Here is a 22326-nt window from a genome sequence, read left to right on the forward strand (position 1 = left end):
TCGGGTGCTCAAAAACCGGGCAATACAAGGAGAAATAATGATGACTAAGATGAAAATGGGAAAAACGTTGCTGGCCGTCATTCTGGGCTCTGCGGTGATGAGCGGTTCTGCAATGGCTGAAAGCAATGCGGCCTCTGAAGCAGGACAGAAAGTTGACAGTTCGATGAATAAAGTCGGCAACTTTATGGATGACAGCGCTATCACGGCGAAAGTGAAAGCGGCGCTGGTCGATCATGATGCGATTAAAAGTACCGATATTTCGGTGAAAACTGAAAATAAAGTGGTGATCTTAAGCGGTACAGTCGACAACCAGTCTCAATCCGATCAGGCGACTTCCCTGGCGAAAGGGGTTGAGGGCGTGAGCAGTGTCGAAAACAAATTGACCATCCGTGAAGGTAAAGCCGACAGCATGAAGGGTTACGCGGGTGATGCGGCTACGACCAGTGAAGTGAAGGCCAAACTGCTGGCTGATGACATCGTACCGTCACGCAAAGTTAAAGTTGAAACCACCGATGGCGTTGTGACGCTGACCGGTACGGTTGACTCCAAAGCGCAGGTGGAACGCGCTGAAAGTATCGCCAAAGCCATTGACGGCGTGAAAAGCGTAGAAAACGACCTGAAAACGCCGTAAGGAACGTTCAGGAAAATATTGATGCACTTTTAATTTTTTAATATCGCTGGTGTCGCCTGAGTGCGTTGAGAAGCGGTGACATTAACTATGGTAAAGGAGAATCGTATGTTTCGTTGGGGCATTATCTTTCTGGTTATCGCGTTAATTGCCGCTGCACTGGGCTTTGGTGGGTTAGCAGGTACCGCAGCAGGTGCGGCGAAAATCGTGTTTATCGTCGGTATCATCCTGTTCCTGGTCAGCCTGTTTATGGGCCGCAGACGTCCGTAGCGTCTGATACAGACAATTTACAAAGCCAGTCTTCGGACTGGCTTTTGTCGTTTATGCGCCGTTGTCAGGTGCGGCGTACCGCCTTATCCGGCCTACAAAACCGTAAACCAAATGGGTTACACTGAAACGCCGCACGTTGCCGGAGAAAACCGCATGACCTTCCGTTTTATCGACACCCATTGTCACTTTGATTTCCCGCCGTTCACCGATGATGAAACGGCAAGCCTGGCGCAGGCCGCGCAGGCGGGCGTCGAAAAAATTATCGTTCCAGCGACCGAGGCGTCGCGTTTTGATAAGGTGCTGTCGCTGGCTTCCCAACATGCACCGCTTTATGCCGCGCTGGGTCTGCATCCTATTGTTATTGAGCAGCATGATGACGCCAGCCTGGCGGCACTGGAGACGGCGCTGGCCGCAATGCCGGAAAAACTGATTGCCGTTGGCGAGATAGGTCTCGACCTCTATCGTGACGATCCGCAATTTGACCGCCAGCAGCGATTACTGGACGCGCAGCTTCAGCTGGCGAAGCAATATGATTTACCGGTTATTCTTCATTCCCGTCGCACCCACGACAAACTGGCGATGCATCTGAAACGCCATGCGCTGCCACGAACCGGCGTGGTGCATGGCTTTTCCGGTAGCCTGCAGCAGGCGCAGCGATTTGTTGAGCTGGGATACAAGATTGGCGTCGGCGGAACGATCACTTATCCGCGAGCCAGCAAAACACGCGCGGTGATGGCTCAACTTCCCCTCAGCGCACTCCTACTGGAAACCGATGCGCCGGATATGCCGTTAAACGGCTATCAGGGCCAGCCCAACCGCCCGGAGCGCGTGGCGCAGGTCTTTACTGAACTTTGTGCGCTACGTGATGAATCTCCTGAAGATATTGCCGAAACATTATGGCTCAACAGTCACCAGCTATTCTTCTCATTTATGAATAAGTGATGTGATTGGGGTCTCATAATTAACTTTTGCTCGCTGAGTCTTGCGTAAAATATGTGATGTCGCGCGAGAAGGATAGTGACGGAACGTTATAATCGTGGCGCGTTAAGTCGCTCTTTTTTTCAACGTTTCAATACACAGGGACTCTGTATGCAAATCCTCATGGGACTCATCGGCATGGTGGTGCTGCTGGCCATTGCCTTACTTCTCTCCAACAACCGTCGAGCGATAAATCTCCGAACCGTACTGGGTGCCTGGCTGATTCAGGTGGGTATTGGCGCGCTTATCCTCTATGTTCCCGCTGGCCGCAAGGTGCTGCTGGCGATGTCTGAAGGCGTGGCGAACGTCATCGCTTACGGTAACGAAGGTATCGGCTTCCTGTTCGGTGGGCTGGTATCCGATAAAATGTTTGAAGTCTTCGGCGGTGGCGGTTTTGTTTTCGCGCTGCGGGTGCTGCCGGTTATCGTCTTCTTCTCGTCGCTGATTGCCGTGCTTTACTACCTCGGCATTATGCAGTTTGTGATCCGTATTCTGGGCGGCGCGTTGCGTGCGGTGCTGAAAACCTCGCGGACGGAATCACTCTCCGCGACGGCGAATATTTTCGTTGGGCAAACGGAAGCGCCGCTGGTGGTACGTCCCTATATCGCGACCATGACCCGCTCTGAACTGTTCGCGGTAATGTGTGGCGGACTGGCGTCGGTGGCGGGTTCAGTACTGGCAGGTTATGCGCAGATGGGCGTGCCGCTGGAGTATCTGATCGCCGCGTCGTTCATGGCGGCGCCGGGTGGACTGCTGTTTGCGAAAATCATTGTGCCGGAGACGGAAAAACCGCACGACTCGCCGAACCTGGAAGCCGAAACGGATAACCCGGATGCCCCGGCGAACGTGCTGGATGCCGCAGCGTCCGGAGCTGCATCGGGTATGCAACTGGCATTGAACGTGGGCGCAATGCTGCTGGCGTTTATCGCCCTGATTGCCCTGTTGAACGGTATGCTTTCCGGGATTGGCGGTTGGTTTAACCATCCGGAACTCTCGCTGCAAATGATTCTTGGCTGGGTCTTCTCGCCGCTGGCGTGGGTTATTGGCGTGCCGTGGAGCGAAGCGACGGTAGCGGGGTCGTTTATCGGCCAGAAGCTCATCATCAACGAATTTGTGGCTTACATGAACTTTGGCGAATATCTGAAGCCGGATGCCGAGGTTACGGCGGCAGGTTTACAGGTCATCTCAAGCCATACCAAAGCGATTATCTCCTTTGCTTTGTGCGGCTTTGCTAACCTGTCGTCGATTGCCATTCTGATCGGCGGACTGGGCGGTATGGCGCCCAACCGCCGTCAGGATATCGCCCAGCTTGGCCTGCGCGCGGTGGCGGCAGGGACGCTCTCCAACCTGATGAGCGCCACCATCGCAGGGGTATTCCTCGCCCTATAAGTATAGTGCCGGAGGGATAATACGTGTTATCCCTCTGGCCCGCAGCGCCTGCGCCAACTTCTCAATATCGTCTGGCCCGGCACTACGCCACGTTTTCGCCTCACCGTACACGCCATGGGCGTGAAATGCATTCAGCCGCACCGGTATCTCCCCCAGTTCGCGAATGAATTCGCTGAGTGCTTCTATTTCCTTGAGATAGTCACTCTGTTCCGGAATAACCAGCAATCGTAATTCCGCCAGTAAGCCACGTTCAGCCAGCCAGCGGATGCTTGCTTTAATGCGCTGATTGCTTCGCCCGGTCAGCGACAGATGCGTTTTCTCCCCCCAGGCTTTTAAATCCACCATCACGCCGTCGCAAACCGCGTGGAGTTTCTCCCAGCCAGCCGTGGAAAGCTCGCCGTTGCTGTCGACCAGACAGGAGAGATGCCGCAGAGCAGGCGTCTGGCGAATCTGTTCAAACAACGCGCAGACGAAAGGTAACTGCGTGGTGGCCTCGCCGCCGCTGACGGTAATGCCTTCGATAAACGGCGCGGCACGGGTAATCTGCTGAAGAATGTGTTCCATGCTCCAGAGCTGCGCCATTGGCGTTGCCTGCTGCGGGCACATCTGCAGACAGGTGTCGCACTGCTGACAGGCGTCCTCCTGCCAGTAAACGCGTCCACCCTGTATGGAAAGCGCATCGTGCGGGCAGTGCAGCACGCATTCGCCACAATCGTTACAACGGCCCATCGTCCAGGGGTTATGACAGTTTTTGCAGCGTAAATTACACCCCTGCAGGAACAGGGCCAGGCGGCTCCCCGGCCCATCCACGCACGAGAAGGGGATGATTTTACTGACTAAAGCGCATCTGCTGTTCATGGCTGACCACTCGCGGTTGGCGTTCCAGAATGCGGGTATTGCGCGCGGCTTCTTCGCCCAGCCAGGTGGTATTGGTGCGCGAACCGTCGGCACGGTACTTTTCCAGATCCGACAAACGCACCATGTAGCCCGTCACGCGCACCAGATCGTTGCCGCTGACGTTAGCACTGAACTCGCGCATGCCGACCTTGAACGCGCCGAGACAAAGCTGCATCACCGCCTGCGGATTGCGTTTTACCGTTTCATCGAGCGTCAAAATATCGCTGATGCCCGCCGGATAATGTGCGTGATGCGGCGCAACCGCCAGCAGATGACTGACCGGATCGGGTTCATCGCCGTAAGGAAGACGCGCGCCCGGCGTGGTGCCGATATCGGCGCTGATCCCCGATTGCGCATGCAGCAGCGCGCGCTGCTGCCAGCCGTAACGCACAGGTGTGTTCGCCACAAAAGCTGCGAGTTGTTCACTAATACGGTAGCCCAACGCGTTGGCCTGCGGATCTTTACCGTAGCGGGCGCTAAGCCCCTCTTTCTCGCACAGAATGTTGACCGCTTCCGCCAGAGAATAGATGCCAAACATCGGTACAAAACGATCGGGATCGATCAGGCCTTCTGCCACCAGGAAGCTATGATCAAAGAAGTGCGATTGCTCATAAAGGAAGGCGCAGCGAGCGTCGATGATGTCAATTTGCTGCTGACAGTAGTACGGCAACATGTGGGTGAAAAAATCGTCCGTGGAGTGACTGCGTCTGGCGACTTCCTGCAAATTGAGGCGCACCAGCGTACTGCCGCCGCCCGCCATCGGCAGGCTGTTATAACAGCTCACAATACCATACTGGCCTTTTGTGAAAATATTATCATTTATCGGGCCGTTGGCGATGTGGGGTTTACTGCACTCACAGATATTTTTGCTGACTTCCAGCAGCAGATCGTCTGAGGTAATGTCAGGGTCGTAGATAAAGGTGAGATTCGGTGCGACCTGCTTTAATTCTGCATCTGCACGCAGAATAGCGCGTGTGATTGGCGTATCGGCAGGGCCAATATTCACATGTGTGAAGGCGTCAGGAAGCGTGCGATCGAGGTAGCGCCAGAAACGTTTTATTCGGCTATCGATTTCTTCTTGTGTTAGAATTCTAACATACGGCATCAATAGCGCATCGAGATGCCCGAGGAATACCGGCATGGCGGTCACGGAAGGCACATGGTGATACAGAATGGTGAGCAAAGAGAGCGCATCATCCAGATCCTCAGCGCCTTCCAGCTCCAGCCATTCTGAACCGTTTACCAGAAATCGCGCGTAGTCAGGCAGTACGTAACGCGGTTTGTAGGGGGCATGGCCTTCGAACATATCGCAGATCACGCCCTCCGTCAGTGCGGCTTGCGCAGCGGGCGGCAGCGTCGGATAAGGCAATGCGTTTTCTGCTTCCAGCGCCAGAAAATGACGTTTCTGTTCCGGGCTTAACACAGGGCTGGTGACAATTTGCTGGCACTGTTGCAGCACCGATGAAGGGGTAGATGTTGTCATGGTGTGTTCCTCAGGCGAGAGATGGGCGAAGTGTAGGAAAAAGCGCGTCGCGATCTTTTGATCCCATACGGCGATCCGCGTGTTTTCTTGCGCTGAGAGGATGAGAAATTTGATTAATGTCTCATTATGGTTATGCAAACCTAATGGTGTTTTTCATTAACTGTGATGAGTGTCGAAGTGTGAGTGCGGGTCGGTGTTACAATAGTCACATACCCGCAAGGTAAAATTCTACGTCGGAGAACAAAATGACTGATTTAACGGCAAGCAGCCTGCGTGCATTGAAACTGATGGATCTGACCACCCTGAATGAAGACGACACCGACGCGAAAGTGATTGCGCTGTGTCATCAGGCGAAAACCCCGGTCGGTAACACCGCAGCGGTCTGCATCTACCCGCGTTTTATCCCGATTGCGCGCAAAACTCTGAACGAGCAGGGAACGCCGGATATTCGCATCGCCACCGTCACTAACTTCCCGCACGGTAACGACGATATTGATATCGCGCTGGCGGAAACCCGCGCAGCAATCGCCTACGGTGCTGACGAAGTTGACGTGGTCTTCCCGTACCGCGCACTGATTGCCGGTAACGAGCAGGTCGGCTTCGACCTGGTGAAAGCCTGTAAAGACGCCTGTGCAGCGGCGAACGTGCTGCTGAAAGTGATCATCGAAACCGGTGAACTGAAAGAAGAGGCACTGATTCGTAAAGCCTCTGAAATCTCCATCAAAGCGGGTGCGGATTTCATCAAAACCTCTACCGGTAAAGTGCCGGTGAACGCCACCCCGGAAAGCGCGCGCATCATGATGGAAGTGATCCGTGATATGGGCGTGTCCAAAACGGTGGGCTTCAAACCGGCGGGCGGCGTACGCAGCGCAGAAGACGCACAGCAGTTCCTGGCGATTGCCGACGAACTGTTTGGTGCAGACTGGGCGGATTCCCGCCACTACCGTTTCGGCGCATCCAGCCTGCTGGCGAGCCTGCTGAAAGCACTCGGCCACGGCGACGGTAAAAGCGCAAGCAGCTACTAAGTAAGATGCTTTGCGCCCGATGCGCTGCGCTTATCAGGCCTACGAGACATAACTCTCCGTAGGCCGGATAAGGCGTAGCCGTATCCGGCAAAAACCGCCTTCAAACTCTTTTCCTCAGGGAGGTTACCTTGTTTCTCGCACAAGAAATCATTCGTAAAAAACGCGATGGTCACGCATTAAGCGACGAAGAGATTCGCTTCTTTATCAATGGCATTCGCGACAACACCATTTCAGAAGGGCAAATTGCCGCTCTGGCGATGACCATTTTCTTCCATGATATGGCGATTGAAGAGCGTGTCTCACTGACCATGGCCATGCGTGATTCAGGAACCGTTCTGGACTGGAAAAGCCTTAACCTTAACGGGCCGATTGTCGATAAACACTCTACCGGCGGCGTGGGCGATGTCACTTCGCTGATGCTGGGGCCGATGGTTGCCGCATGTGGCGGCTATATCCCGATGATCTCCGGGCGCGGCCTGGGCCACACCGGCGGTACGCTGGACAAACTGGAAGCGATCCCCGGGTTTGATATCTTCCCGAGCGATGACCGTTTCCGTGAAATTATTAAAGACGTGGGTGTGGCGATTATTGGGCAGACCAGCTCGCTCGCACCGGCGGATAAACGTTTTTACGCCACCCGCGACATTACCGCGACGGTGGATTCCATCCCGCTCATCACCGCGTCTATCCTTGCCAAAAAACTGGCTGAAGGTATCGATGCGTTGGTAATGGATGTGAAAGTGGGTAGCGGCGCATTTATGCCGACCTACGAACTTTCTCAGGCGCTGGCCGAAGCGATTGTTGGCGTGGCCAACGGCGCAGGCGTGCGCACGACCGCGCTGCTGACGGACATGAACCAGGTGCTGGCTTCCAGCGCGGGTAACGCTGTCGAAGTACGCGAAGCGGTGCAGTTCCTGACCGGCGAATACCGCAATCCGCGCCTGTTCGACGTCACCATGGCGCTGTGCGTGGAAATGCTGATTTCCGGCAAGCTTGCCAAAGACGATGCAGAAGCGCGCGCCAAATTGCAGGCGGTGCTGGATAACGGCAAAGCGGCAGAGGTATTTGGCCGTATGGTCGCGGCACAAAAAGGCCCGACCGATTTTGTCGAAAACTATGCGAAATACCTGCCGACCGCGATGCTCAGCAAAGCGGTATATGCTGATACCGAAGGCTTTGTCGGCGCGATGGACACTCGCGCGCTCGGCATGGCGGTGGTGGCGATGGGCGGCGGACGCCGTCAGGCTTCCGATACACTTGATTACAGCGTCGGCCTGACCGACATGATTCGTCTGGGTGACAGCGTTGACGGGCAGCGTCCGCTGGCAGTCATTCACGCGAAAGATGAAAATAGCTGGCAGGAAGCGGCGAAAGCCGTCAAAGCGGCCATTCGCCTTGACGACAAAGCGCCAGAAATTACACCGACAGTCTATCGTCGAATCACTGAATAGCGATATACTGATCTGATCGCTTTTTTGCAGCGCAAGATGTATGGAGAACAAGATGAAACGTGCATTTATTATGGTGCTGGACTCCTTTGGTATCGGCGCAACTGAAGATGCCGACCGCTTTGGCGACGTCGGCGCAGACACTATGGGCCATATCGCGGAAGCCTGCGCCAAAGGTGAGGCTGATAATGGCCGTAAAGGCCCACTGAACCTGCCTAACCTGACCCGTCTGGGTCTGGTGAAAGCGCACGAGGGTTCTACCGGTAAAATCGCCGCGGGTATGGACGGCAATGCCGAAGTCGTTGGCGCGTACGCGTGGGCGCATGAACTCTCTTCCGGTAAAGACACCCCTTCCGGTCACTGGGAAATCGCTGGCGTGCCGGTTCTGTTCGACTGGGGCTACTTCAGCGACCACGAAAACAGTTTCCCACAGGAATTACTGGATAAACTGGTAAAACGCGCGAACCTGCCGGGTTACCTGGGTAACTGCCACTCTTCCGGTACCGTGATTCTGGATCAACTGGGCGAAGAGCATATGAAAACCGGTAAGCCGATTTTCTATACTTCTGCCGACTCCGTATTCCAGATAGCCTGCCACGAAGAGACTTTTGGTCTGGATAAACTTTACGAGCTGTGCGAAATCGCCCGTGAAGAGTTGACCGAAGGCGGCTACAACATTGGCCGCGTGATTGCGCGTCCGTTTATCGGCGATAAAGCGGGAAACTTCCAGCGTACCGGGAACCGTCACGACCTGGCTGTCGAACCGCCAGCGCCGACCGTGTTGCAGAAACTGGTTGATGAGAAAGACGGACACGTGGTTTCCGTGGGTAAAATCGCGGATATCTACGCAAACTGCGGTATCACTAAAAAAGTGAAAGCCACCGGGCTGGACGCGCTGTTTGACGCGACCATTAAAGAGATGAAAGAAGCGGGTGATAAGACCATTGTCTTCACCAACTTCGTTGATTTCGACTCCTCCTGGGGACACCGTCGCGATATCGCCGGTTACGCTGCGGGTCTTGAACTGTTCGACCGCAGGCTGCCGGAGCTGATGGAGCTGGTGGGAGAAGATGACATTCTGATCCTGACCGCTGACCACGGCTGTGACCCAAGCTGGCAGGGCACTGACCATACTCGTGAGCACATCCCGGTACTGGTTTATGGCCCGAAAGTGAAACCGGGCTCGCTCGGCCACCGCGAAACCTTCGCGGATATCGGCCAGACGCTGGCGAAATACTTCGGTACTTCCGATATGGAATATGGCAAAGCCATGTTCTGATAAAGGTGCGGCCTGATGCCCTCACCCCGGCCCTCTCCCACAGGGAGAGGGTGAAAACAAATTGATAAGGATAAAACGATGGCTACCCCACACATTAACGCAGAAATGGGCGATTTCGCTGACGTAGTTTTGATGCCAGGCGACCCGCTGCGTGCGAAGCACATTGCTGAAACTTTCCTCGAAGACGTGCGTGAAGTGAACAACGTTCGCGGCATGCTGGGCTTCACCGGTACCTACAAGGGCCGCAAAATCTCTGTAATGGGTCACGGCATGGGTATCCCGTCCTGCTCCATCTACACCAAAGAGCTGATCACCGATTTCGGCGTGAAGAAAATCATTCGCGTGGGTTCCTGCGGCGCGGTGCGCCCGGACGTAAAACTGCGCGACGTGGTTATCGGCATGGGCGCGTGCACTGACTCTAAAGTAAACCGTCTGCGCTTCAAAGATCATGACTTTGCGGCGATTGCTGACTTCGGTATGGTGCGTAACGCAGTTGACGCAGCGAAAGCGCTGGGCGTCGATGCGCGTGTGGGTAACATCTTCTCCGCAGACCTGTTCTACACGCCAGACCCGCAAATGTTCGACGTGATGGAAAAATACGGCATTCTGGGCGTTGAGATGGAAGCGGCGGGGATTTACGGCGTGGCAGCGGAATTTGGCGCGAAAGCGCTGACCATCTGCACCGTGTCTGACCATATCCGCACTCACGAGCAGACCACTGCCGCTGAACGTCAAACCACGTTCAACGACATGATTAAAATCGCACTGGAATCTGTACTGCTGGGCGACCAGGAGTAAGTTCGTTACCCCTCACCCTCTCCCTCAAGGGAGAGGGGATCGATCGTGCATGCAGTTTTCTCCCTCTCCCTGAGGGAGAGGGCCGGGGTGAGGGGAAATTATCGCACCGCCCCCGCAATCCACGCGGATAATTCCCGTAGCTCTTTCTCCTGCTCCGGGAAATCGCCCAATAGCGCCTCACACTCCTGTTGCAACACATCCGCCCGGTACAAACATCCCTGCAAACGCGCGGCCAGCGCTTCCAGCGGCGCAGGATTCAAACTGTCGGTAAAGACCTGCGTCCGGGTGATATGCCCCTTCTCAACGTCGAAATGCAGCTCTACGCCGCCCCAGGTGAAGCGTTCGTCCAGCAGATGGGTAAACGCCGGGGCCTGGCCGAAATTCCACTCCCAACTGCTCTGGCGCGCGAACGTTTCGGCGAAGTTGGGCAGGTCTGGCGTTTTATCCGGCGAGATAATCTCCGCCTCTACACGTTCGCCATAATGGGCGAAAAACGCTTCCGTCACCGCCGTGCAAATCTGCTCATGCGTGATGCCCGGTAACAGCTCCACCAGATTCGCCACCCGCCCGCGTACGGAGGTAATTCCCTTCGCCTGAAGTTTCTTCTTATCCGGGTTGAGGTAGTTCGCCAGACGACTGAGATCGGCGTTGAGCAGTAGCGTACCGTGGTGGAAGCCGCGATCTTTGGTCTCACGGTAGGCCGAACCTGACACCTTGCGATCGCCCTGGGGCGTTTTCACAATGAGGTCGTTACGTCCGGAGGCTTCCGCCACCGCACCCAGCGAATTCAAGGCGTCCAGCACAATGCGGGTTGAGACGGATTTATCGTACTCCGGCTTACCCGCCATAAACGTAAAACAGGTATTGCCGAGGTCATGGAACACGGCGCCGCCGCCGCTACTGCGACGCGCCAGGCGCACGTTGTCCTCTTCCATGCGCCGGGTATTACACTCTTTCCACGGGTTTTGCGCACGGCCTATGACCACGGTATCGGCGTTACGCCAGAGGAACAACACGCGCTGTGTGGCGGGCATCTGACGGAAAATACACTCTTCAACCGCCAGGTTAAACCAGGGGTCGTATGAGTCTGAGAGGAGCAGGCGTAAAGTGGCCATATTGAGTTTCCTTTCTACTCTTTTTTCTCTTCTTCCTCTTCCTGTACCGGTTTATTGGCGGTGAGAAGGAAGGGCGATTGTTGCCAGCGGGTGCGTTTGCCTTGCAGCAGAGTGCGCGTCAGCACCACGCCAATGGCAAGCGACAGTAATAGCATCAGGCGCAGAATATTGGTCGTGTTATCAACCTGTTTGGCTTCGGTTGGTAGCGTATGGGTGTCCAGCGTCAGACGTAAATACCCCAGTGGGCCATTTTTGCCCTGAATGGGTTCGACGATTTGCTGATTGAAATAGCCGCCCGCTTTTTTGCCATCCAGCGCCAGACGGTCGCGCAGTTCGACGCTCTCGCCGGCGCGGGCGATCATGTCGCCTTTTTCATCATACACCCCGGCGTCGAGGATGCGGCTTTCAGCGGTGAGTTGCGTGAGCAACTGGCGGACTTTTTTCTCATCCGGCGTCTCGCTGCGTACCAGTGGTGCCAGGTTTAGCGCCACCTGACGGGCAAGCGTGCGGGCCAGTTCTTCAAGCTGCGGATTACGCTGCTGCTGGTGTTGTTGACTGAACCATGATGCCCCTTGCATCAATGCCACCAGAAGTGCGAGGCATATCAGGACAATCACGGCGCGATGCAGTCTGAATTTCAGTTTTGCGCGTACCATATTCCACCTTTGAAAATTTGCAGCTTAATGTTGCCAGAAGCGCTGGTTACAAGGTAGCCTCATGCGTTATTTTCCTGGCCTTAATGAAGTGGAGTGGAGCTGTAATGCCGAACAGTTTGACCTGGTGCGACCTGCCTGAAGATGTCTCCTTGTGGCCTGGGTTGCCGCTTTCTTTAAGTGGCGATGAAGTGATGCCACTGGATTATCACGCCGGGCGCAGCGGCTGGTTGCTCTACGGCCGTGGGCTGGATAAACGCCAGTTAACCTCTTATCAGCGCAAACTGGGCGCGGCAATGGTGATTGTTGCAGCCTGGTGTGTGGAAGATTATCAGGTTATTCGTCTGGCCGGGTCATTAACGCCGCGCGCGACCAAACTGGCGCACGACGCCGGGCTGGATGTGGCACCGCTGGGGAAAATCCCACACCTGCGTACGCCAGGATTACTGGTCATGGATATGGACTCAACAGCCATCCAGATCGAGTGCATTGATGAAATCGCCAAACTGGCGGGGACGGGCGAGCTGGTTTCGGAAGTGACCGAACGCGCGATGCGTGGTGAACTCGACTTCGCCGCCAGCCTGCGCCAGCGTGTTGCCACGCTGAAGGGCGCAGATGCCAATATTCTGCGTCAGGTGCGCGACGACCTGCCGTTAATGCCGGGCTTAACCCAACTGGTGCTGAAGCTGGAATCGCTGGGCTGGAAAGTGGCGATTGCCTCCGGCGGTTTTACCTTCTTCGCGGAGTATCTGCGCGATAAGCTGCGCCTGACCGCCGCGGTTGCCAACGAACTGGGCATTATGGATGGCGTGCTGACGGGGGAAGTGGTGGGCAATATTGTTGATGCGAAATATAAAGCCAATACACTACAGCGCCTTGCTGAGCAGTATGACATCCCGAAAGAGCAGACCGTCGCCATTGGCGATGGCGCGAACGATCTACCGATGATCAAAGCGGCGGGGCTGGGCATTGCCTATCACGCCAAGCCGAAAGTTAATGAACAGACGGAAGTCATCATCCGTCACGCTGATCTGATTGGGGTGCTGTGCATTCTGACGGGCAGCCTGAATCAGGAATAAGAGGTAAAACGTGGCGAAAGCTCCAAAACGCGCATTTGTTTGTAATGAATGTGGTGCGGATTACCCGCGCTGGCAGGGGCAGTGCAGCGCCTGCCATGCCTGGAACACCATCACCGAAGTGCGCGTTGCTGCTTCGCCTACCGTGGCGCGTAATGAACGTCTGAGCGGTTATGCGGGCAGCGCTGGCGTGTCGAAAGTGCAGAAACTGTCGGATATTAGTCTGGAAGAGTTGCCGCGCTTCTCGACCGGTTTTAAAGAGTTTGACCGCGTACTGGGCGGTGGCGTCGTGCCGGGCAGTGCGATTCTTATCGGCGGTAACCCGGGGGCGGGGAAATCGACACTGCTGCTGCAAACGTTGTGCAAGCTTGCCGAGCAGATGAAAACCCTGTACGTCACCGGGGAAGAATCTTTGCAGCAGGTGGCGATGCGCGCGCATCGTCTTGGCCTGCCGACAGCAAATCTCAATATGCTCTCGGAAACCAGCATCGAACAGATTTGTATGATCGCCGAGGAAGAGCAGCCGAAGCTGATGGTTATCGACTCCATCCAGGTGATGCACATGGCGGATATTCAGTCTTCGCCGGGCAGCGTGGCGCAGGTGCGCGAAACGGCTGCTTATTTGACGCGCTTTGCCAAAACGCGCGGTGTGGCGATTGTGATGGTCGGCCACGTGACCAAAGATGGTTCACTGGCGGGCCCGAAGGTGCTGGAACACTGTATCGACTGCTCGGTGCTGCTGGACGGCGATGCTGATTCGCGCTTTCGCACCCTACGCAGTCATAAAAACCGTTTTGGTGCGGTGAATGAACTGGGCGTGTTCGCGATGACCGAGCAGGGGCTGCGTGAAGTCAGCAACCCGTCAGCTATTTTCCTGAGCCGTGGCGATGAAGTGACCTCCGGCAGTTCAGTGATGGTGGTGTGGGAGGGTACGCGTCCGCTGCTGGTTGAGATTCAGGCGCTGGTGGATCACTCTATGATGGCAAACCCGCGTCGCGTTGCGGTCGGGCTGGAGCAGAACCGTCTGGCGATTCTGCTGGCGGTGCTGCATCGTCACGGTGGTTTGCAGATGGCGGATCAGGACGTGTTCGTTAACGTGGTCGGCGGCGTGAAGGTCACTGAAACCAGTGCCGACCTGGCGCTGCTGTTGGCGATGGTCTCCAGCCTGCGTGACAGGCCGCTGCCGCAGGATCTCGTGGTGTTTGGTGAAGTTGGGCTTGCCGGGGAAATTCGCCCGGTACCGAGCGGCCAGGAGCGTATTTCCGAGGCCGCCAAACATGGCTTCCGCCGCGCGATTGTGCCAGCCGCGAACGTGCCCAAAAAACCGCCCGAAGGCATGCAGGTGTTCGGTGTGAAAAAACTCGCGGATGCGCTAAACGTCTTTGACGATTTATAATTAACCCCGCGCCGATGCCGGATGCGGCGTAAACGCCTTATCCGGCCTACCAGATTGTAGGCCTGATAAGCGCAGCGCATCAGGCGCAGTTCAGCGCCGTTGCCAAATTCGTAGGCCTGATAAGCGCAGCGCATCAGGCGCAGTTCAGCAATGATGCCGGATGCGGCATACAATTGTTTTACCATCGTTTATACCCATCAGCAGGAGGCTCTTGTGTCATCGTTTGACTATCTTAAAACCGCGATCCGTCAGAAAGGTTGCACGCTACAGCAAGTAGCTGACGCCAGCGGCATGACCAAGGGCTATCTTAGTCAGTTATTGAACGCCAAAATCAAAAGCCCAAGCGCGCAGAAACTCGAAGCATTGCATCGCTTTTTAGGCCTGGAATTTCCGCGTCTGCAAAAGACCGTTGGCGTGGTCTTCGGCAAGTTTTACCCACTGCATACCGGCCACATTTACCTGATTCAGCGCGCCTGTAGCCAGGTGGACGAGCTCCATATCATCATGGGTTACGATGATGTGCGCGACCGCACGTTGTTTGAGCAAAGCGCGATGTCGCAACAGCCTACCGTCCCGGATCGCCTGCGCTGGTTGCTGCAAACCTTTAAATACCAGAAAAATATTCGCATCCACGCCTTCAATGAAGAAGGCATGGAACCATACCCGCACGGCTGGGATGTCTGGAGCCGCGGCATGAAAGCCTTTATGGAAGAGAAGGGCATTCAACCGGACGTTATCTACACCTCCGAAGAGCTGGACGCGCCGCAGTACATTGAACATCTCGGCATCAAAACCGTGCTTGTCGATCCGAAGCGAACCTTCATGAACATCAGCGGCGGGCAGATTCGTGAGAACCCGTTCCGCTACTGGGAATACATCCCGACCGAAGTGAAGCCGTTCTTTGTGCGCACGGTGGCGATTCTTGGCGGCGAATCGAGCGGTAAATCAACGCTGGTAAACAAGCTCGCCAACATCTTTAATACCTCCAGCGCCTGGGAGTATGGCCGAGATTATGTCTTCTCGCATCTGGGCGGTGATGAGATGGCGCTGCAATATTCCGATTACGACAAAATTGCGCTCGGTCATGCACAGTACATTGATTTTGCAGTGAAATACGCCAATAAAGTGACGTTTATCGATACCGATTTTGTCAGCACCCAGGCGTTCTGCAAAAAATATGAAGGCCGTGAGCACCCCTTTGTGCAGGCGATGATCGACGAATACCGTTTCGACCTCGTCATCTTGCTGGAGAACAACACGCCGTGGATCAACGATGGATTGCGCAGCCTCGGCAGCTCTGTTGATCGCAAAGAGTTTCAGTCGCTGCTGGTATCGATGCTCAAAGAGAACAACATTGAGTTCGTGCATGTGGAAGAGGCAGACTACGATGCACGCTTCCTGCGCTGCGTGGAGTTGGTGAAGCAACTGATGGGTGAAGCGGGATAAGCTTAAAAGAATGCCGGGCATAAGCCCGGCATGGATGATTTACTTCGCAATACGTTTGTACTTGATACGCTTCGGCTCCAGCGCATCAGCGCCCAGCGTGCGTTTCTTATACTCTTCGTATTCGGTAAAGTTACCTTCGAAGAATTCCACTTTACCCTCATCCTGGTAATCCAGAATGTGCGTCGCGATACGGTCAAGGAACCAACGGTCGTGCGAGATAACCATCGCGCAGCCCGGGAATTCCAGCAGGGCGTTTTCCAGCGCGCGCAGGGTTTCGATATCCAGGTCGTTGGTCGGTTCATCGAGCAGCAGGACGTTGCCGCCTACCTGCAACAGTTTTGCCAGGTGCAGACGACCGCGCTCACCGCCGGACAGCTCGCCCACACGTTTCCCCTGGTCAACGCCTTTAAAGTTAAAACGACCAACGTACGCGCGGCTTGGCATCTCGGTGTTGCCGATCTTCATGATATCCAGCCCGCCGGAAACTTCTTCCCACACGGTTTTGCTGTTATCCATTGCGTCACGGAACTGATCTACCGACGCCAGTTTGACGGTATCACCAAGAGTGATCGTACCGCTGTCAGGTTGTTCCTGGCCTGACATCATACGGAACAGGGTGGATTTACCCGCGCCGTTCGGGCCGATGATACCGACAATCGCGCCTTTCGGTACGGAGAAGGTCAGGTCGTCAATCAGTACGCGATCGCCGTAGGATTTACGCAGATTGCTGACTTCCACCACTTTATCCCCCAGACGTGCGCCTGGCGGAATAAACAGTTCGTTGGTTTCGTTACGTTTCTGGTACTCAACGTTGTTAAGCTCTTCGAAACGGGCCAGACGCGCTTTGCCTTTAGACTGACGGCCTTTCGCGCCCTGACGTACCCACTCCAGCTCTTTCTCGATAGACTTACGACGCGCCGCTTCCTGAGAGGCTTCCTGCGCCAGACGCTGATCTTTCTGCTCCAGCCAGGAGGAGTAGTTACCTTCCCATGGAATACCTTCGCCGCGGTCAAGTTCCAGAATCCAACCGGCAACGTTATCGAGGAAGTAACGGTCGTGGGTAATCGCCACAACGGTGCCTTCGAAGTCGTGCAGGAAGCGTTCCAGCCACGCGACGGATTCGGCATCCAGGTGGTTAGTCGGTTCGTCGAGCAGCAGCATGTCTGGTTTTTCCAGCAGCAGACGGCACAGCGCGACGCGGCGACGTTCACCACCGGACAGGTTGGCGATTTTGGCATCCCAGTCCGGCAGACGCAGCGCATCAGCGGCGCGTTCCAGTTGGACGTTCAGGTTATGGCCATCGTGCGCCTGAATGATTTCTTCAAACTTGCCCTGCTGAGCGGCGAGCTTATCGAAGTCGGCATCCGGTTCGGCATATTTGGCGTAGACTTCGTCCAGGCCTTTCAGCGCATTAACCACTTCAGCAACCGCTTCTTCAACGGATTCACGAACGGTATGTTCCGGGTTTAACTGAGGTTCCTGCGGCAGGTAACCAATCTTCAGGCCTGGCTGCGGGCGAGCTTCACCTTCGATATCGGTATCGATACCCGCCATGATGCGCAGCAGGGTCGATTTACCGGCGCCATTCAGGCCCAGGACACCGATTTTTGCGCCAGGGAAGAAGCTCAGTGAGATGTTTTTCAGAATATGACGTTTCGGCGGAACCACTTTGCCGACACGATGCATGGTATAAACGAATTGAGCCACGTTGGACTTCGCCTCTTTTATTTTGATGGTAAGTATACAAAGCCGAAGTGTAGCCTTTTTCGTTCGTTAATCCCAGCGAGGCGGTAAACGCGATAAAAGCGTAAAAATGTGTCCAGAACGTGGCGCGTTGCCTCATGTGTGGTTAGCATGAAATAGATATCTTATACGCGGCATGAAGCTGCAATATGTGATTGATTAGAGGAAGATCGTGTGAAAAAAGCCAAACCGATGGCGTGGCGCGTGTTAGCGGCCAGTGTTTGCCTGTTGTCACTTAACAACCTGGCTCACGCGGATTCACTGGACGAACAGCGCAGTCGCTATTCGCAGATTAAGCAGGCCTGGGATAACCGACAGATGGACGTCGTGGGCCAGTTGATGCCAACGTTGCGGGAATACCCGCTTTATCCTTACCTGGAATATCGCCAGATCGCCGGCGATTTGATGAACACACCCGCCGTTACCGTCACCAATTTTGTGCGTGATAACCCGACGCTGCCGCCTGCGCGTACGCTCAAAAACCGCTTTGTGAATGAACTGGCGCGACGCGAAGACTGGCGCGGCCTGCTGGCCTTCAGCCCGGATAAACCCGGCACCACCGAAGCGCAGTGTAACTATTACTACGCCAAATATAATGTTGGCGAAACCCAGCAGGCCTGGGACGGTGCGAAAGCGCTCTGGCTGACGGGTAAAAGCCAGCCCAACGCCTGCGACAAACTGTTCAGCGCCTGGCGTTCGTCCGGCACGCAGGATCCGCTCGCGTATCTCGAACGTATTCGACTGGCGATGAACGCGGGTAATACCTCGTTGGTCAAAGCGCTGGCCTCGCAGATGCCGGCAGATTATCAAACCATTTCGCAGGCGGTGACCGACCTTGCGAACAATCCCAACAACGTGCTGACCTTCGCGCGCACCACGGGCGCAACCGATTTTACCCGCTCGGTGGCGGCGGTGGCGTTTACCAGCGTTGCGCGTCAGGATGCGGAAAACGCGCGACTGATGATCCCATCGCTGGTGCAGGCTCAGCAGCTTAATGACGATCAAACCCAGGAACTGCGTGATATCGTCGCCTGGCGTTTGATGGGCACTGACGTTACCTCCGAGCAGGAAAAATGGCGCGACGACGCCATTATGCGTTCCCAGTCAACGTCGCTGATTGAGCGTCGGGTGCGTATGGCGCTGGGTACGGGCGATCGCCGTGGGCTGAATACGTGGCTGGCGCGTCTGCCGATGGATGCCAAAGAGAAAGACGAGTGGCGTTACTGGCAGGCCGACCTGTTGATGGAGCGCGGGCGCGATGACGAAGCGAAAGAGATCTTAAAATCCTTAATGACTCAGCGTGGTTTCTACCCGATGGTGGCGGCACAGCGTCTGGGTGAGGATTATACCCTGCGCATTGAAGGCCCACAGGGCACGGTTTCGCCGTTGCTGGTGAACGGCCCGGAAATGGCGCGCGTGCGTGAACTGATGTACTGGGATATGGATAACACCGCGCGCAGCGAGTGGGCGAACCTGGTCAGCAGCCGCACGAAGAACGAGCAGGCCCAGCTGGCGCGCTACGCGTTTGATCAGCGCTGGTGGGATCTCAGCGTGCAGGCGACCATCGCGGGCAAGCTGTGGGATAATTTGCAAGAGCGCTTCCCGCCAGCCTATAACGATCTCTTTGTGCGTTACACCGCCGGTAAAGACATTCCGCAAAGCTATGCGATGGCGATTGCACGCCAGGAAAGCGCCTGGAACCCGAAAGTGAAATCGCCGGTAGGGGCGAGCGGCCTGATGCAAATCATGCCGGGTACGGCGACGCACACGGTGCAGATGTTTAATATCCCGGGCTACAGCAACCAGAATCAGCTGCTGGATCCGGAAACCAACATCAATATCGGTACCAGCTATCTGCAATACGTTTACCAGCAGTTTGGTAACAACCGCATCTTCTCTTCCGCTGCGTACAACGCTGGCCCGGGGCGCGTGCGCACCTGGCTTGGCAACAGCGCCGGGCGAATCGATCCGGTTGCGTTTGTTGAGAGCATTCCGTTCTCGGAAACGCGCGGTTATGTGAAGAACGTGCTGGCTTATGACGCGTACTATCGTCACTTTATGGGTGAAAAAGAGGCGATCTTTAGCGACAGCGAGTGGCAACGTCGTTACTGATCCGCAGTGACTATGTTATGCTGTACTCGTTGAAGAGTACATACAGCGGATGGCCCTGTGCCATCCGCCATAACATGGCGGCATACTATGACCCAACAATCACCTTATTCAGCCTCCGTCGCGGAACAGCGGCATCAGGAGTGGCTTCGCTTTGTTGAACTGCTTCGTCTGGCCTATACCGATGAGCACGCACTGCCTTTACTCGACCTGATCATGACGCCGGACGAGCGCGAAGCGCTGGGCACGCGCGTGCGTATTATTGAAGAACTGCTGCGCGGTGAGATGAGCCAGCGTGAGCTGAAGTCGGAGTTAGGCGCGGGCATCGCCACCATCACTCGCGGTTCGAACAGCCTGAAATCCGCTCCGGCCGAACTGCGTCAATGGCTGGAGCAGACGTTGCCGAAAACGGTGAACAACGCCTGATGGCGCTGCGCTTATCAGGCCTACTTGATCCGTATCCTCGGGCAAACTTACGTGCGTTGCCCGTAAATCGCGTTATGGAACGGGCTTAACGCTAACACCACCGCCTGATGATAAACGCTGCTGCGCGTCAGGGTACCTTTGGTGAACACGCCGATAGCGCCTTCTTTGCGGCCAATTTTATCGATCCCGGTGTAGTGCGACATCACCGGGCCGAGTTCTTCCCCTTCACGTACTTTTTCCAGAATCACTTCCGGCAGGGGTAAGGTGGCGGAACGCGCTTCACCGCGAAGCTCTGTATTTTCAATGACCACCCAACTGAAGGTACTGCCTTCATCAATACCCGCTTCAATCGCCACCCAAAAATCCGCGTTCGGACGCAGGGCGCGCGCATTCTCGACGCGATTTCGTGCGCCAGCACGCGTTTCTTCACTGCCAATCGGCTGTTCAGGCACGCCAGTGTCGACGGAGATAGCGTCAATATGGCAGGATCCTTCACCGTAGATCAGCTCAAATGCAGCAAGAATTGCCTGAATTTTGGCAGGATTGGTGGTAGCTGTGACAACATTGTGCATAATCAGAACAACTCATAAGATTTAACATCACCGCAGTATACGGAAGAAAGACATGTTACAGGTATACCTTGTTCGCCATGGCGAAACGCAGTGGAACGCCGAACGGCGTATTCAGGGCCAGTCTGATAGTCCGCTCACCCAGAAAGGTGAGGATCAGGCAAAGCAAGTGGGCGATCGCGTTCGCTCTCTGGGGATCACCCATATCATCACCAGCGATCTGGGGCGTACCCGTCGTACTGCGGAGATCATCGCCGATGCCTGCGGATGCGAAGTGATCGCTGACCCGCGTCTGCGTGAGCTGAATATGGGCGTGCTGGAACAGCGCCATATCGACACGTTAACGGCGGAAGAAGAGGCGTGGCGTCGTCAACTGGTCAACGGTACGCCGAATGGCCGTATCCCGGAAGGAGAGTCGATGCAGGAGCTGAGCGAGCGTATGCACAGCGCGCTGCAAAGCTGTCTGGAACTGCCGCCGGGAAGCCGCCCGCTGCTGGTCAGCCACGGTATCGCACTGGGTTGTCTGGTGAGCACCATTCTCGGCCTGCCCGCGTATGCGGAGCGCCGTTTGCGCCTGCGTAACTGCTCGATTTCGCGTATTGACCATCAGCAGAGCGCCTGGCTGGCGTCGGGATGGGTGGTGGAAACCGCAGGCGACGTCTCACATCTGGACGCCCCTGCGTTAGACGAACTGCAGCGTTAACGACGAATTGGGATCAGGTATTCGCAGCGCAACTGAATTGGCGGCTCCTGGTCCCGCGCTTCATCCTGCGGGAAGAAGCGCTCAATATCCAGCCCCTTACGACGCGTCAGGTTGAGCATGGGCATGCAGGTGCCATAAAGCGTAAGGATAAATTCCTGTAGCCCGGTTCCCAAACCTTCATACGTGAACATCACATACTCGCCGCCTTCCAGCGTCACCGGATGCGAATTGTTCAGGTGGCCGTTAGCCATATCTGGCGTAACCGCCGTGGTGTAAAACACTTCCTGCTCATCGTCTTTTTCCAGGCTCGGACGCGGCTCATGCAGGCCGTAAAGCGTTGGCGGGATCGACGGCGAATTGCCCAGAAACTCCTGCCAGAACTGCACGCGCATTTGCTGACGGAACTCGGAAATCTCTTCCAGTTTGCAGGTATAGCTTTGCGTCACCCCAACCAGCGGAGTGGCTGGCAGCGTCACAAACTCATACGGCGGCATGGTGAATTCCCCCAGGCGCAGCGGTGGACGCATGCCGAAAGAGCTCCAGTCCGGCGAGCGGCGATAAAGTGCGGGCGTCAGGGCAAACTGTTTTTTAAACGCGCGGGTAAAGGTTTGCTGCGAATCGAAGCGATACTGCAGCGCAATGTCTAAAATAGGGCGAGCGGTCAGGCGTAGCGCGACAGCAGATTTCGACAGACGCCGCGCACGGATGTAAGCGCCAATGGCATGACCGGTGACATCTTTGAACATCCGCTGCAAATGCCACTTGGAATAGCCCGCTTTTGCCGCAACATTATCAAGCGACAGGGGTTGATCCAGATGACCTTCAAGCCATACAAGGAGATCGCGAATAATCCCAGCCTGATCCATATAATGTCCTCGTCCTTAAAATTATAGGT

21 protein-coding genes are annotated in these 22326 nt (G+C 55.6%); 14 read left to right on the plus strand and 7 right to left on the minus strand.

Annotated elements, in window-relative coordinates:
* Positions 1-34: 34 nt before the first annotated feature.
* From osmY to DBY68_RS08300, 4 genes are all read left to right on the plus strand, one after another.
* Positions 35-631: a molecular chaperone OsmY gene (osmY, locus tag DBY68_RS08285; RefSeq protein ID WP_108475581.1), complete on the plus strand. Its 597-nt coding sequence runs from the start codon at positions 35-37 to the stop codon at positions 629-631.
* 105 nt (positions 632-736) lie between these two features.
* Positions 737-898, plus strand: coding sequence for a DUF1328 family protein (locus DBY68_RS08290; RefSeq protein ID WP_007373037.1), 162 nt, complete (start codon positions 737-739; stop codon positions 896-898).
* A 153-nt stretch (positions 899-1051) separates the two neighbouring features.
* The gene (locus DBY68_RS08295) at positions 1052-1840 is read left to right on the plus strand and encodes a TatD family hydrolase (protein WP_108475452.1); all 789 of its coding nucleotides are present in this window, start codon (positions 1052-1054) and stop codon (positions 1838-1840) included.
* Between the two features lie 147 nt (positions 1841-1987).
* Positions 1988-3265 (plus strand): NupC/NupG family nucleoside CNT transporter, encoded by a 1278-nt coding sequence (locus DBY68_RS08300; RefSeq protein ID WP_108475453.1) that lies wholly within the window; start codon positions 1988-1990, stop codon positions 3263-3265.
* On the opposite strand, the gene DBY68_RS08305 is transcribed toward DBY68_RS08300, so the two are convergent.
* Positions 3260-4123, minus strand: a complete 864-nt coding sequence (locus DBY68_RS08305; RefSeq protein WP_108475454.1) for a YjjW family glycine radical enzyme activase — start codon at positions 4121-4123, stop codon at positions 3260-3262. The genes DBY68_RS08300 and DBY68_RS08305 overlap by 6 nt on opposite strands.
* On the minus strand, positions 4095-5645 hold the full coding sequence (locus DBY68_RS08310; RefSeq protein WP_108475455.1) for a YjjI family glycine radical enzyme: 1551 nt from the start codon (positions 5643-5645) through the stop codon (positions 4095-4097). Before DBY68_RS08310 ends, DBY68_RS08305 begins: the two co-directional genes overlap by 29 nt.
* A 245-nt stretch (positions 5646-5890) precedes the next feature.
* Here DBY68_RS08310 and deoC point away from each other — a divergent pair, with 245 nt between their 5' ends.
* From deoC to deoD, 4 genes are all read left to right on the plus strand, one after another.
* On the plus strand, positions 5891-6670 hold the full coding sequence (gene deoC / locus DBY68_RS08315) for a deoxyribose-phosphate aldolase (RefSeq protein ID WP_015966024.1): 780 nt from the start codon (positions 5891-5893) through the stop codon (positions 6668-6670).
* A gap of 128 nt (positions 6671-6798) precedes the next feature.
* Entirely contained in the window at positions 6799-8121 is a 1323-nt protein-coding gene (gene deoA / locus DBY68_RS08320) for a thymidine phosphorylase (protein ID WP_108475456.1), read from the plus strand.
* A 52-nt stretch (positions 8122-8173) separates the two neighbouring features.
* The gene (deoB, locus tag DBY68_RS08325) at positions 8174-9397 is read left to right on the plus strand and encodes a phosphopentomutase (RefSeq protein ID WP_108475457.1); all 1224 of its coding nucleotides are present in this window, start codon (positions 8174-8176) and stop codon (positions 9395-9397) included.
* Between the two features lie 78 nt (positions 9398-9475).
* A complete protein-coding gene (deoD, locus tag DBY68_RS08330) occupies positions 9476-10195 on the plus strand; it encodes a purine-nucleoside phosphorylase (RefSeq protein WP_108475458.1) in 720 nt (239 codons plus the stop codon).
* Positions 10196-10293: 98 nt separating this feature from the next.
* Here the strand turns inward: deoD and lplA are convergent, their stop codons facing one another.
* Together lplA and DBY68_RS08340 are read right to left on the minus strand one after the other, a co-directional pair.
* Positions 10294-11310, minus strand: a complete 1017-nt coding sequence (gene lplA / locus DBY68_RS08335; protein WP_108475459.1) for a lipoate--protein ligase LplA — start codon at positions 11308-11310, stop codon at positions 10294-10296.
* A gap of 14 nt (positions 11311-11324) precedes the next feature.
* Positions 11325-11966 carry a YtjB family periplasmic protein gene (locus DBY68_RS08340; protein ID WP_015966018.1) on the minus strand — a complete coding sequence of 214 codons (642 nt, stop codon included), beginning with the start codon at positions 11964-11966 and terminating at the stop codon, positions 11325-11327.
* A 104-nt stretch (positions 11967-12070) separates the two neighbouring features.
* On the opposite strand from DBY68_RS08340, the gene serB reads away from it, so the two are divergent.
* The 3 genes from serB to nadR all read left to right on the plus strand — a co-directional run bounded on the left by serB (position 12071) and on the right by nadR (position 15881).
* Positions 12071-13042, plus strand: a complete 972-nt coding sequence (gene serB / locus DBY68_RS08345) for a phosphoserine phosphatase (protein ID WP_108475460.1) — start codon at positions 12071-12073, stop codon at positions 13040-13042.
* Positions 13043-13052: 10 nt separating this feature from the next.
* Complete coding sequence (radA, locus tag DBY68_RS08350; RefSeq protein ID WP_108475461.1) at positions 13053-14435, plus strand: DNA repair protein RadA; 1383 nt, start codon at positions 13053-13055, stop codon at positions 14433-14435.
* 213 nt (positions 14436-14648) lie between these two features.
* Positions 14649-15881, plus strand: coding sequence for a multifunctional transcriptional regulator/nicotinamide-nucleotide adenylyltransferase/ribosylnicotinamide kinase NadR (nadR, locus tag DBY68_RS08355; protein ID WP_108475582.1), 1233 nt, complete (start codon positions 14649-14651; stop codon positions 15879-15881).
* Between the two features lie 39 nt (positions 15882-15920).
* On the opposite strand, the gene ettA is transcribed toward nadR, so the two are convergent.
* Positions 15921-17588, minus strand: coding sequence for an energy-dependent translational throttle protein EttA (gene ettA / locus DBY68_RS08360; protein WP_108475462.1), 1668 nt, complete (start codon positions 17586-17588; stop codon positions 15921-15923).
* Between the two features lie 210 nt (positions 17589-17798).
* Between ettA and sltY the strand changes: the two genes are divergently transcribed.
* Both sltY and trpR read left to right on the plus strand, forming a co-directional pair.
* Positions 17799-19736 carry a murein transglycosylase gene (sltY, locus tag DBY68_RS08370; RefSeq protein WP_108475463.1) on the plus strand — a complete coding sequence of 646 codons (1938 nt, stop codon included), beginning with the start codon at positions 17799-17801 and terminating at the stop codon, positions 19734-19736.
* A gap of 87 nt (positions 19737-19823) precedes the next feature.
* A complete protein-coding gene (gene trpR, locus DBY68_RS08375) occupies positions 19824-20159 on the plus strand; it encodes a trp operon repressor (protein WP_108475464.1) in 336 nt (111 codons plus the stop codon).
* A gap of 47 nt (positions 20160-20206) precedes the next feature.
* Here trpR and yjjX read toward each other — a convergent pair whose 3' ends face one another.
* Positions 20207-20731, minus strand: coding sequence for an inosine/xanthosine triphosphatase (gene yjjX, locus DBY68_RS08380; protein WP_108475465.1), 525 nt, complete (start codon positions 20729-20731; stop codon positions 20207-20209).
* A 52-nt stretch (positions 20732-20783) separates the two neighbouring features.
* Between yjjX and gpmB the strand changes: the two genes are divergently transcribed.
* Positions 20784-21431: a 2,3-diphosphoglycerate-dependent phosphoglycerate mutase GpmB gene (gpmB, locus tag DBY68_RS08385; protein ID WP_108475466.1), complete on the plus strand. Its 648-nt coding sequence runs from the start codon at positions 20784-20786 to the stop codon at positions 21429-21431.
* On the opposite strand, the gene robA is transcribed toward gpmB, so the two are convergent.
* The gene (gene robA, locus DBY68_RS08390; protein ID WP_108475467.1) at positions 21428-22297 is read right to left on the minus strand and encodes an MDR efflux pump AcrAB transcriptional activator RobA; all 870 of its coding nucleotides are present in this window, start codon (positions 22295-22297) and stop codon (positions 21428-21430) included. The two genes, gpmB and robA, sit on opposite strands and share 4 nt — an antisense overlap.
* Positions 22298-22326: the final 29 nt, after the last annotated feature.

Origin of the sequence: Pseudocitrobacter sp. RIT415 (assembly GCF_003057695.2) — a bacterium.
Lineage (GTDB): Bacteria > Pseudomonadota > Gammaproteobacteria > Enterobacterales > Enterobacteriaceae > Pseudocitrobacter > Pseudocitrobacter faecalis.